This is a genomic window from Onishia taeanensis (assembly GCF_900100755.1).
Taxonomy (GTDB): domain Bacteria; phylum Pseudomonadota; class Gammaproteobacteria; order Pseudomonadales; family Halomonadaceae; genus Onishia; species Onishia taeanensis.
The window spans coordinates 117,632-129,851 of record NZ_FNCI01000001.1; the positions used below are offsets into that span (position 1 = coordinate 117,632).

Consider the following 12,220-nt stretch of genomic DNA (forward strand, 5'->3'; position numbering starts at 1 on the left):
GTGCTATTCAGCGCCGGCGCATTGCGGTAGAAAGGCGATAAGCCAGACGCCACACACCTGCCAAGGACCTGCACCATGACCGATCAAGTGATGGCAGCCATCGACGGCTCTCACTTCTCCACCGGCGTATGCGATTACGCCGCCTGGGCGAGCCTTGCCATGGCTGCGCCGCTGACTTTTCTGCATGTGGTCGACAATCACCCGCAGGTGGCCGAAGCCAACCTGACCGGCAATATTGGCCTGGGCTCTCGGGAGCACTTGCTCGAGGAACTGACGAGCCTGGATGAACAGCGTGCGCGGCTGGCCCAGGAGCACGGCCGTGTGACACTCGAGGCCGCCAAGGCCCGCGCCGTCGAAGACGGTGTGACGGAGCCTTCCTCACGCCAGCGCAATGGCGAGCTGGTCGAGACCCTGACCGAGCTCGAAAACGACATCCGCCTGCTGGTGATTGGCAAGCGCGGCGAAGCCGCCCATCAGGCGCCCGAGCACCTGGGGTCCAACCTCGAGCGGGTGGTGCGCAGCCTGCATCGCCCGATTCTGATGGTGCCCGATGAGTTTCGTGCCCCCAAGCGCGTGATGATTGCCTTCGATGGCAGCAAGACCACCCGCAAGGGCGTTGAAATGATCGCCCAGAGCCCTTTGTTCAAGGGCATCGACTGTCACGTGGTGATGGTTGGAGCAGAGGTGGCCGATGTGCGCTCGCAGCTCGACTGGGCCTTGAAGACTCTCTCGGATGCTGGCTTCGAAGCCCACGGCGAGATTCGCGCCGGTGAGGTGGAAGCGAGCCTGCGCGGCTACGCCGAAGAGCACGACATCGACATGCTGGTGATGGGCGCCTATGGCCACTCGCGGGTGCGCCATCTGCTGGTGGGGAGTACGACCACCACCATGCTGCGTCGCGCCAGCCTGCCGGTGCTGCTGTTGCGTTAACGGCGCTGCGCGGATTGAGAAGCTCAGGGCGTGTCGGTACCTGCCGGTAAGGCGCCCTGAGCCAGCCACCAGCCGGCCATCAGCAAAGCCAGCATGGCCCCCAGCACGCCCTCGAAGGTGACGCCGGCATCCAGCGCGAAGCCAAGTAGCGCCGGCGCAATGCCAGTGGAGAACACCATGGCGGCGCTGAGCGTCGCGCGCACGGTGCCCAGGTGCTCGCTACCCCATATGCTGACCAGCAGGCTGGTGGCGATCGGCTGTTGAGTGCCCATCGCCAGGCCTCCACCGACCATCAGCGCCCATACCCCGAGATCGCCGCCTACCAGTATGGCCAGCAGCAGCGCCAGAGCGAACGGCAGCAGGTAGAGGCGGGCAAGCAGTATGGGGCCGATATGATCGACCAAGCGTCCACCCAACAAGGCACCGGGTAGTTTGGCGAGCCCCATGCCGGTTAGTGCCAGGGCGTAGGTCGCCAGGGTGCTGCCGAGGTCTTCGGTCATGCGCGCCTGGTAGATGAAGAGTCCGGTCATCGAGACCGGCATCGTCATCAGCAAGGGCAGCAGCCGCCAGAAGCGCGTCTCGCGAAACGGGCGTGGCCCTTGGCGGCCCTCTTGAGCGGTCGGACGCACGCCCGGCGCCTGCGGCCAGGGGCCGCACAAGAGCAACGGCAGCCACAGGGCCGCAAGTGTCAGGCCAAACAGCCACCACAGTTCCTGCCAGCCGAACCATACCAGCAGCATGGCGATCAGCGGGGGCAGGGCGCTCTCACCCAGCATCACCCCCACGCTGATCAGCCCCAGTGCGCGCCCGCGTTCGGCCACGAATTCGCGCCCAGCCAGCGTATTGCCCAGATGCGTCATCATTCCCTGACCGCACAGGCGCACCAGCCCCAGGCCAACCAGGCCCAGCAGCCACCAGGGGGATAGGGTGAGCAGGGCAACGCCAAGGGTCAGGCTTGCCAGCACGAGGAGGGTGAAGCGTCGCGGTGGAATCCAGTCGATGCTCGGACCCAGTCTCAGCATGGCGAAGCCCGCGACCAGGGTGACCAGCGCATAGGCGCTGCCGAATTCGCCGGCCGTCAGGCCCAGTCGTGTACTGATGGGTGCCTGGAAGAGCCCGATGAAGAAGCTCTGCCCGAAGCTCGATGAGAACATCGCCAGAAAGGCGATGGACAGCAGGCCGCGATGATGACGCAGCAAGTCTCGATATCCCGCCATGATGACCAAAGTCCCTATCGGCTGGCACGGCGCCGAGTCACTGCACCGTGCTGAAGTAAAGTGTTTTACGCCCTGTCGCGCTGTATTAGGATGCCGTTTGGATTCGTTACTCACTTACTCACAAACTCAAGCAGCGAGACACTCATGACCATCGTTCGACATGACACCAAGGCACGCATGAGCCGCGCCGTGATCCACAATGGAGTGGGCTATCTATGCGGCCAGGTGGCTGGCCCCGACGCCCGTCACGGCGATATTGCCGAACAGACCCGCAGCATGCTCGAGCGGGTCGAGGCACTGCTCGAGGAAGTGGGCTCTGACCGTGAGCATCTACTCTCGGCGACCATTTATCTCAAGGAAGGCCAGGATTTTGCCGCCATGAACGCGGTCTGGGACGCCTGGGTGCCCGAAGGCCATGCTCCGGCGCGGACCTGCATCACGGCACCGATGCCAGCCGATGAGCTCAAGGTCGAGATCACCGTTACCTGCGCCATCAAGGGCTGAGCGACGCCTCGTCCTTCTGGGGAGCGTCTTCTTCGCTCCCCGTCTCCTCTTCCTGCTCCACTGCCGAATGGCTGGCGTCATCGCCTGTGGTTGTCGTGGCGGGCGTTTGCCCCGATGTTGCGGGCTCATTGCCTAGCCAATCCACCAGCCAGTGCACCAAGCCTTCGTTGACCACTTCCTCGGCGTCAGTCAGCCGGATGGTGAGGGTGTCGCCGCTGGAGATGGCCATGTCCAGACGTTTGACGCGCTCGCCGCCCGTCAGGGTCAGGGTCGTCAGCGGTAGCTCCATGCCCAGGGCCCGGGGATAAAGCGACACCTGCCAGGCGTCACTGTCGCCGGAAAGGTCGAGCCGATAGTCCTCGGCAAGCGCCGAAAAGTGCCCGCCGATCAGATCGCCCAAATGACGCTGAAAGCTATCCCGCTCGGGTAGCAGCGCCTCAATATCGGTGTCCACGTCCTTTGCGTCGGCTGTTGGCCCATAAGCTACCTGGCCTGGCGTGAAAGTCAGGACCTGGCGATTGGGAGAGGTGAACAGCCAGATCAGTTGGCGGTCACGCTGATACAGAAAGCGACCCTGGCTGTGCAGGCGGACTTCGGGTTCGGCGAGCCAATGGAGCTGACGGAAGTGGCCTTGCATCTGCTCGGGCGTGGTCAGGCGCGTTTCCAGTTCAACGAGGTCGAAGGCGTTTGCCGGCAGGCTTGCAAGTCCCAGAGGCAACAGCAGGGCGAGTGCTCTAACATTCATGATCTTTTCCCGGGCACGGCGTAGTTCATCGGGCGCTCTCTTTGCATCTATATTCGCAGGGCGAACAGTGTAACGCAGCAGATGCCCAACGGCCGCCTTTGGCTAGAGCAGGCATCCCGTGTGGGTCTCAGGAAGTGCCCATATCGGTCGGGAAGCGGGTCGGCTGCAGGCTTTCCTTGATCTTCTTCAGGTGGTCGAGAAAGTCCTCGCCGCGGCGAAGGGTCACGCCGGTGGCCAGCACGTCGATCAGCGCCAGGTGGATCATGCGCGAGGTCATCGGCATGTAGACATCGGTATCCTCTGGCGTGGTGACCTCGAGGGTCTCGGTGCATTCTCTGGCGAGCGGCGAGTCAGGGGCGGTAATGCCCAGCACCACGGCATTGTTGTCCCGGGCTAGCCGGGCGATTTCGACTAGCTCTCTGGTGCGCCCGGTATAGGAGATGATCACAACCACGTCGCCGGTATGGCAGGAGGCGGCGACCATGCGCTGCATCAGCACGTCTTCGTAGGCCATCACCGGCAGGTTGAAGCGAAAGAACTTGTGCTGGGCATCCTGGGCCACCGGGCCCGAGGCTCCTAAGCCGAAGAAGTGGATCTGCTTGGCCTGGATCAGGTAATCGACGGCTCGCTCGACGCGCTTGGCATCGAGCCCGCGGCGGGCTTCATCAAGCGCGGCGATGGTGGCACCGAAGATCTTGTCACCGTAGTGGGCAGCATCGTCGTCGCGCTCGACGTTGCGACTGACGTAGGGTGTACCGCCGGCCAGGCTCTGTGCCAGTTTGATCTTGAAATCTGGGTAGCCCTTGGCCTCGAAGTTGCGGCAGAAGCGGTTAACGGTCGGTTCGCTGACCGAGGCAGTCTGCGCCAGGGTGGCGATGCTCATGCCGGTGGCAGAGGCCGGGTCCTGAAGGATGACGTCGGCCACCTTGCGCTCGGAGCGATTGAGCTCGTCCAGGCGAGCGCGGATGCGGGCGATCAGATCGTGACTGGCCATGCTGAGGAAATCTCTCCGTAGCGACGAACATGACGAGGCGGCAGGATGGGATGGCGGTGCCGAACTGGCGACGTGATTCGCGGCCGTTCTCGTCATGTAGTGATTTAACTACATTATGCAGGATATGCTAGCGTGAGGGGCAGGTGCGCGCCAAATCATCCCGGTTGCCATGCTGCTCAAGTGGTAAAGTTACATATAAACGTTGCTTTTTGTCGCACGAATAACGTATTTTGTGCGTAAGTTAACCATATTTCAGGGGGCGAGGCATGACCCGCGATACCCGTTCTCAGAACACTGACCGTCTGGACGTCGACCTGGCCCTGTTCGGTGCTTTGGGCGATCTTGCCCTGCGCAAGCTGTTTCCAGCGCTCTATCAGCTCGATCGCGAGGGATTGATGCCCGCCGATACCCGCGTGCTGGGTCTGGCGCGCCATGAGCTGGCTGTTAGCGATTTCCGCGACAAGGTGTCCGCGGCCCTGAAGAAACGCGTCAAGCCCAAGGAGCAGGACGCCGAGAGCATGGCTCGCTTTCTTGAGCGCATCGATTACGCCAAGGTCGATTTCGCCCAGCCCGACGATTACCAGGCCGTGCGCGCCTGGCGAGAGGGATCGCCCCGGCCGATGGTGGTTTATCTGTCGGTGCCGGCGAAAATCTATGGCGACATCTGCCGCAACCTAGAGGCCAGCGACAGCCTCGATGACGAGTCGCGGGTGGTGGTCGAAAAGCCGATCGGTTATGACCTGGTGTCGTCTCAGGAAATCAATGACGTCATCGGCGAAGTGTTCCCGGAATCGCGGATCTATCGCATCGATCACTACCTGGGCAAGGAAACCGTTCAGAACCTGATTGCGCTGCGTTTCGCCAACCCGCTGTTCGGCACCCAGTGGAACCAGAACCATATCTCCCACGTCGAGATCACCGTCGCCGAGCAGGTGGGTATCGAAGGGCGCTGGGGCTACTTCGACCAGGCCGGCCAGCTACGCGACATGGTGCAGAACCATTTGCTGCAGCTGCTCTGCCTGACGGCCATGGATCCGCCCTCGAACCTCGACGCCGATTCCATCCGTGACGAGAAGGTCAAGGTGCTCAAGGCGCTGAAGCCTTTCACCCATGAGTCACTGGATCGGGATGTTGTGCGCGGCCAGTACACGGCGGGCACCAGTGCCGGCCAGGCAGTGCCCGGTTACCTCGAGGAAGAGGGCGCCAATACCGACAGCCATACCGAGACCTTCGTGGCCATGAAGACCGAAGTGTCCAACTGGCGCTGGGCAGGGGTGCCGTTCTATCTGCGCACCGGCAAGCGCCTGCCGGACAAGCTGTCGCAGATCGTGATTCACTTCCGCCAGCAGCCCCACTATATCTTCGACCCGGACCAGCGCAGCTTGGCCGCCAACAAGCTAGTCATCCGCTTGCAGCCGGAAGAAGGCATTGCCCTGCAGGTGCTGACCAAGGACGCTGGGCTCGACAAGGGCATGCGCCTGCGCACCGGCCCGCTGCATCTGGATTTCAACAGTGCCTTCCCCAAGACGCGGATTCCCGATGCCTACGAGCGTCTGTTGCTCGAGGTGATGAAGGGGCAGCAGTACCTGTTCGTGCGTCGCGACGAGATCGAATATGCCTGGCGCTGGTGCGATCAGCTGATCGCCGGCTGGGAAGACCGGGGTACGCCGCCTCGCCGCTATCCGGCAGGTTCCTGGGGGCCGGTGGCCTCGATCGCCATGATCACCCAGGACGGCCGTAGCTGGTACGAAGACTATTGATCTGATGCCTCGCGAGCGGGGCATTCCCTTCACTGCACGAGGATGCAACATGAGCACCAGTCGCGAACATCTGGCCCAGCAGTTGGCAGAGGCCGTGGCCGAAGCGCTGCGCGCCGATCTCGCACATCAGGATCGGGCCTTGCTGGTGGTCTCCGGCGGTTCCACCCCGGTGCCGTTCTTTCATGCGCTGGCCGCCAAGTCGCTGCCCTGGGCGCGTGTCGATGTGACCCTGGCCGACGAACGCTGGGTCGACGAGTCTGCCTCTGATAGCAATGCCCGGCTGGTGCGCGAGCATCTCCTCACGGCCGAGGCGGCTGCTGCCAATTTCGTGCCGCTGACCACCGACGATGACACCCCTGAGCAGGGCGCGGCGGCCGTCGGCGAGCGCCTGGCAGGGCTTAGCTGGCCGGCGAGCGTGGTCATTCTCGGTATGGGTGACGATGGTCATACGGCCTCGCTGTTCCCAGATAGCCAGGAGCTTCCACTGGCGTTGAGCACCGAGGCAACGGTGGTTGCTGTTCGCACTCCCAGCCAGCCCCAGGCGCGGATCACGCTGAGCGCCGACCGCCTGCATCAGGCCAAGCGCCACGTGCTGCATATCAATGGCGAGGGCAAGCGTTCCAAGCTGGCCGCGGCCCTGGGCGGCGACGATGTGCAAGCGCTGCCGATTCGCGCCTTCCTTGCCTGCCCGCTGGCGATCTACTGGGCGCCCTAGGAAACACTGAAACCGTTTCAGCGCTTCCTTGAATTTTTGGAGACCAACATGACCATCGACAAACAGCTGCCTTCTACCCGCACGACCGAACTCGACAGCATCTGTCTCAAGGCGGAGGTGATCCCGGTGATCACCATCGAACGCATCGAGGATGCCGTGCCTTTGGCCCGTGCTCTGGTCGAGGGCGGTTTGCCGGTGCTGGAGATCACCCTGCGTACCGACTGCGCGCTCGAAGCCATCCGTCGCATGCGCGAAGCCTTGCCCGGTGCCAGCATCGGCGTGGGTACCGTGCTGACGCCGGCTCAGTATCGTCAGGCCGAACAGATCGGGGCCGATTTTGTGGTGACGCCTGGAGCAACCGAAGCGCTGTATCGCTACGGCGTCGAAAGCTCGGTCCCGATGCTGCCCGGCATCTCCACCATCTCCGAGCTGATGACCGGCTGGCAGTATGGCTACCGTCGCTTCAAGTTCTTCCCGGCGGAGTCCAGTGGTGGTGCCAAGGCCATCAAGTCCTTTGGCGGGCCGATTCCTGAGGCGCGCTTCTGCCCGACCGGCGGCATCACCGTCGACAATGCCGAGGACTATCTCAAGCTGCCTAACGTGATGTGCGTCGGTGGCTCCTGGCTGACGCCCCAGGCGCTGGTCGAGGCCGAGGACTGGGACGGCATCCGCGAGCTGGCCCGTCAGGCCGCCGAGCGTTTTCACCACTGAGCCGTCCTCGCCAGAGTGCTTGATCGCTTAACGTTTCTCTCTCGACAGCTCAGCTGTTGTTCGACCCGCCGCCGGCGGGTCTTTTTTTGTCTAGCGAATCGCCTTACATCGCTATCGATAGCGACGGAGTGCCTTGCCCGGGAGAACTATCCGTAGGAGAGTTGAGCCGGCGTTGCCTGCTGCTGGCGATACCAGTCGGTGAAGGCCTCAGGCGGCAGTGGGCGAGAATAGTAGTAGCCCTGAGCGGTTTCACAGCCAAGGTCGCGGAGCAGGTCGGCCTGGGCGGCGTGCTCGATGCCCTCGGCGACCACGTCGCAACCAAAGCTGTGCGCCATGGCGATGACGGTGGCAGCGAGGTTACGGTCCTCTTCACTATCGGGCAGCGGGCTGACGAAGGCGCGATCGATCTTCAGGGTGCTGACCGGCAGGGTCTTCAAGTAGGCAAGCGACGAGTAGCCGGTCCCGAAGTCGTCGATGGCGATACGAATGCCGGCGCGACCGAGAAGAGTGAGCTGTTCACGAGCCAGGTCGACATCCAGCATCAAGCCCGATTCGGTGACTTCGAGTCCCAGCCGTGCGCCTGACAGGTCGCAACGGTTCAATCTTTCCAGCAGCCGCTCGGCGAAGCCCTGTCGTGACAGCTGCCGTGCCGCCACGTTGATAGCGAGGTGGAAGTCTTGATCGATCCGGTCTTCCCGGTGCCACGCCTTGAGGTGCTTGAGCGCTTCGTCGATTACCCAGTCGCCGATGGCGAGAATATCGCCGCTGGCTTCGGCCAGGGGGATGAAGTCAGTCGGCGAGACCGTCCCGAACTCGGGGTGATGCCAGCGCAGCAGCGCTTCGGCACCGATTGCCCGCCCGCTGGCAAGGTCGACCTTGGGTTGGAAGACCAGTGTGAGTTCCTCCCTGGCCCCCGCGCCCCGCAGAGCCTGCTGCAGTTTCAAGCGATGGCGTTGTTCTTGCTCGAGGGCTTCGGAATAGTACTGCACCATCGGTGCGTAACCAGGCGGAAGGGCTAGTGCCGCTTGGTGGACTAGGCGTTCGGGGTCGAAGCGGCTAGCCTGGCAGATGCCGACTCGTGCCTTGATGGGCAGCAACAGATCGGCGACGGGATGATCCTGGTGAATCAGGCGGCACAGCAGGTTGGCCAGGTCGACGAGCGTCGCGGTATTCACGGCATCGGGGCAAATCACCAGCCATTCCGAGCCTCCCCAAGGGCCGATCATATGAGACGGCGGCAGCGCCGCCGACAGCTGTTGGCTGAGGTGGCTGAGCAGCGCCTCTATGGTGCCGTAGCCATGCAGTCGCATGATGTCGTCGAGCCCGTCCAGGGCGATGAAGAGGATACCCGTGGAGTCGCCCTGCTGCGATAGCTCATCGAGGATCAGGGTCAGTCCATGGCGGTTGGGTAGGCCGGTCGTGGGGTTGGTGCGCGATTGCTGCTCTAGTGCCTGGGTGCGTTGTGCGACCAGGTGTTCGAGGGCTTGTGCCTGTTGGTCTCGGACTTGGAAGCGGTGATGAACCGAGAGCGCGTTGTTGATGCGCTGCAAGACCTCGTCGTGGCGAAAGGGCTTGGTCAGGAAGTCGCGTGCGCCCAGCGACAGGGCCGTTTGGCGCGTCTCATGGTCGTGCTGAGCGGTGAGTACGATCACCGGTGGCGCTTGGGCGCCGAAGCGTTCTGTGAGCGCGCTCATCACGCCATGGCCGTCGAGGCCTGGCATGCGGATGTCGAGAAGAATCAGGTCCGGACAGTCGGTCTCGCATAGCGACACCACCCGAGTGCTGTCGCTGGTACTGGTGACGTTCTCGAAACCATGCTCGTCAAGCAGGTCGAGGAGCAGCTCGATATTGGTTGGATTATCGTCAACCACCAGCAGGCGCTTATGGGTCAGGGCGGCTTCGTCCGTCAATGTAGGACTCCTTGCATGGCGGGCATCGCGTGGGCTTTGAGTATCGAGCGTCGGTGTTAAATAGCGGGAATCACGTCTCAGGGCAGTAGGCGAGCCAAGGTCTCAATGAAGCGACTTATCTTGATCGGCTTGGTGAGATAGGCATCGAACCCAGTGTTTTGACCGCCTTTGCGGTCGTCGTCGGCAGTATTGGCCGACAATGCGATCACCGGCAGGTCGGCGTTCGAAGTCGATCGGCGCAGCGTGTCCAGTGCCTGATAGCCGTCCATGCCCGGCAGATGCAGGTCCATCAGCACTAAATCCGGGGGCGAGTGGCGGATCAGTTCGAGGCCGACTTCAGCACTGGGTACTACCTGCAGCGTGAAACCCTCGAGGTCCTCGATGATGTCCTCCATGAGGCGCTGGTTGGCCGGATTGTCTTCGATATAGAGCAGCCGGCGACCTGTCTGGCGGGGAGGCGTCGGTTGTTCATGGGGCGAAGTGCGATGCGCCTGTGTCGCGTCGTTTGCCGCCAGCGGCAGCTCGAACCAGAAGTCGCTGCCCTGGCCGGGGGTGCTGTCGACACCGATGGTGCCCTGCATGTGCTCGATGAGTTCGCGGCTGATGGCCAGGCCAATCCCGGAGCCTTCTATGGTGCTATGTTCGGCGGCAAGTCGTTGAAAGGGTTCGAATAACTCTGTTTGGTGCTCAGCGGTAATACCGGGGCCGGTGTCACGGACCGTGATGCGAACGCGAGCGTCTGTCAGTGTCGCGTATAGGCTCACTGTTCCAGCTTCGCGATTGTACTTAATGGCGTTGGACACCAGGTTCAAGAGCACCTGTTTGGTGCGGGTGTAGTCGGCGAACACGGCAATATCTGGCTCGGGAGGCCTGGTTTTCAGGGTGATGCCGGCGTTCTCGGCGATCCCTGCCAGGATGTCACTGGCGTCCTTGAGAAGACTGCTAATCGAGAGAGGCTCCAGGGAAAGCTGCAGGTGTCCGGCTTCGATCTTGGCAAGATCCAGTACCTCATTGATCAGACCAAGCAGATGATGTCCGCTCTTGTCGATCTGGTGGACCTGACGCTGCTGGCGCTGGTTGAGCGGCGCCTTGCGGCTGTTGGTCAGTAGCTGAGCGAAGCCGAGAATCGCGTTGAGCGGGGTGCGCAGCTCATGGCTCATCGAAGAAAGAAATTCGCTTTTGGCCAGGTTGGCTTTTTCCGCCTGATCCCTGGCTGCGGCCAGTTCGGCGATGATGTTCTCGCGCTGTGCTTGCTGGCGATAGAAGTTGATCAAGAGGGCACAGGTCGCCGTAAAGGGCTCGATCCAGTCGAGTAGCGCCTTGTCGAAACGCTGGGGGCTGTTGGCGATGGCGTACATGCCGATCACCTTGTCGCCATCGCGAATCGGCACCCCCAGATAGTTGTGGATGTCGGGATGACCGTGAGGAAAGCCGCCGCTATGCGTGCGCTCAGCCAGGTCATTGGTCATCACCGTTTCGCCGTGGGCGAATACCTGTCCCAGCAGGCTATCGGGGTTATCGAGCGTCATGTCGCCGTTGCGCAGCTGCACCATCAGCTCACGTGACTCCTCGCTCCAGCTCAGGTCGGTGATGGCATGAATCTTCAGTGCGTGACGCTCATCGACGTCGATGACCTCGCCGATCAGCGCATAGTCGCTGCCGGTGAGTACCTGCAGGCCTTCCATCAGAAATTCCCAGAGCTGCTCTCCCGACATCAGTGCCTGGTAATCGGTGATGCCCTGGTGAAGCACCTGAAGCAGTGCCGCCTGACGCTGAGTGGACGTGATGTCGTGGGCAACGCCGACGGTGCCGCGAATCTCGCCCTTTGAGTCGCGCAATGGCGAGATGGTCACATCGAACACGACGTCGTTGAAGGGGGGGAGGATGAAGCGTTCAGGCTCACCCAGCTGGATGACGGACTGCTCTGCGGCGGCAAGGCGCTCGGCGATGGGAGCAGGTAGATGATCTTGGATAGTGCTTGCTTCGATAGTGCTTGCTTCGATAGTGCCTGGAGTCAAGGGCCCGTCATCGAGCTTGAGCGCATTCAAACAGGCGCGGTTGGCCGTGAGATAGCGACCGCTGAGGCTGCGGGCGTAGATCGGATCGCGACTACTTTCGAGAATGCCTCGCAAGAGGCTGCTGAGATGCTTGATTTCGGCATTTTTCTCCGCCTCCTCGACACGCAGCAGGTGCAAGCGAAGTAATTCATCGGCTTGGGCGGCCAGCATGGCCAGGTGCCGCTGCTGGTTGGGTCCGAAGGTGCGGGGGCGGGTGTCGATCAAACACAGGGTGCCGATCGGCATGGCATCCTGAGGGCGTAGCGGGTGACCGGCGTAGAAGCGGATATACGGGTAGCCGGTGACCAGAGGGTTATCGGCAAAGTCTGGATGGCTGGCGGCATCTTCGATGACAAAGGAAGCGTCATTGGCGATGGCATGGCCACAGAAGGAAATATCGCGGTGCGTTTCGCGGACATCGAGGCCGTAGCATGACTTGAACCACTGCCGCTGGTCGTCGACCAGCGTAATCAAGGCGATGGGAACGTCGAAGATTGCCTGGGCCAAGCGCGTCAGGCCATCAAGACCGTCCTCGGCGGGGGTATCCAGGACCTGGAGCGTTTCTAAGGCGGCGAGCCGGCGCGCTTCTTCTGGATGTTTACCAGGTGTTTTCATGGCCCAGCTCCGAGCAAGAGTTGCCAAGGGCAGAACCCCTAACAATATTATCGGAGGGGCCG

Annotated in this window: 10 protein-coding genes; 5 read left to right on the plus strand and 5 right to left on the minus strand. The window is 62.2% G+C overall.

Translation table 11 applies throughout. From position 1 onward, the window contains the following. Window positions 1-75: 75 nt before the first annotated feature. Complete coding sequence (locus BLR71_RS00505; RefSeq protein WP_092522021.1) at window positions 76-930, plus strand: universal stress protein; 855 nt, start codon at window positions 76-78, stop codon at window positions 928-930. Between the two features lie 23 nt (window positions 931-953). Here the strand turns inward: BLR71_RS00505 and BLR71_RS00510 are convergent, their stop codons facing one another. After that, complete coding sequence (locus BLR71_RS00510) at window positions 954-2,147, minus strand: MFS transporter (protein ID WP_092522023.1); 1,194 nt, start codon at window positions 2,145-2,147, stop codon at window positions 954-956. Window positions 2,148-2,291: 144 nt separating this feature from the next. Between BLR71_RS00510 and BLR71_RS00515 the strand changes: the two genes are divergently transcribed. Next, window positions 2,292-2,651, plus strand: a complete 360-nt coding sequence (locus BLR71_RS00515) for a RidA family protein (RefSeq protein ID WP_092522025.1) — start codon at window positions 2,292-2,294, stop codon at window positions 2,649-2,651. Here BLR71_RS00515 and BLR71_RS00520 read toward each other — a convergent pair. Together BLR71_RS00520 and BLR71_RS00525 are read right to left on the minus strand one after the other, a co-directional pair. After that, complete coding sequence (locus BLR71_RS00520; RefSeq protein ID WP_092522027.1) at window positions 2,641-3,396, minus strand: LolA family protein; 756 nt, start codon at window positions 3,394-3,396, stop codon at window positions 2,641-2,643. The genes BLR71_RS00515 and BLR71_RS00520 overlap by 11 nt on opposite strands. A 127-nt stretch (window positions 3,397-3,523) precedes the next feature. Beyond that, window positions 3,524-4,390 (minus strand): MurR/RpiR family transcriptional regulator, encoded by an 867-nt coding sequence (locus BLR71_RS00525; RefSeq protein ID WP_092522029.1) that lies wholly within the window; start codon window positions 4,388-4,390, stop codon window positions 3,524-3,526. Window positions 4,391-4,656: 266 nt separating this feature from the next. Here BLR71_RS00525 and zwf point away from each other — a divergent pair, with 266 nt between their 5' ends. The 3 genes from zwf to BLR71_RS00540 are packed head-to-tail and all read left to right on the plus strand — an operon-like array spanning window position 4,657 to window position 7,576. Further along, on the plus strand, window positions 4,657-6,150 hold the full coding sequence (gene zwf, locus BLR71_RS00530; RefSeq protein WP_092522031.1) for a glucose-6-phosphate dehydrogenase: 1,494 nt from the start codon (window positions 4,657-4,659) through the stop codon (window positions 6,148-6,150). Window positions 6,151-6,199: 49 nt separating this feature from the next. Continuing rightward, complete coding sequence (pgl, locus tag BLR71_RS00535; RefSeq protein ID WP_092522033.1) at window positions 6,200-6,865, plus strand: 6-phosphogluconolactonase; 666 nt, start codon at window positions 6,200-6,202, stop codon at window positions 6,863-6,865. Window positions 6,866-6,913: 48 nt separating this feature from the next. After that, window positions 6,914-7,576, plus strand: coding sequence for a bifunctional 4-hydroxy-2-oxoglutarate aldolase/2-dehydro-3-deoxy-phosphogluconate aldolase (locus BLR71_RS00540; RefSeq protein ID WP_092522035.1), 663 nt, complete (start codon window positions 6,914-6,916; stop codon window positions 7,574-7,576). Window positions 7,577-7,722: 146 nt separating this feature from the next. Here the strand turns inward: BLR71_RS00540 and BLR71_RS00545 are convergent, their stop codons facing one another. After that, the gene (locus BLR71_RS00545) at window positions 7,723-9,486 is read right to left on the minus strand and encodes a putative bifunctional diguanylate cyclase/phosphodiesterase (protein ID WP_245696297.1); all 1,764 of its coding nucleotides are present in this window, start codon (window positions 9,484-9,486) and stop codon (window positions 7,723-7,725) included. Window positions 9,487-9,563: 77 nt separating this feature from the next. After that, a complete protein-coding gene (locus BLR71_RS00550) occupies window positions 9,564-12,158 on the minus strand; it encodes an ATP-binding protein (RefSeq protein WP_092522037.1) in 2,595 nt (864 codons plus the stop codon). Window positions 12,159-12,220: the final 62 nt, after the last annotated feature.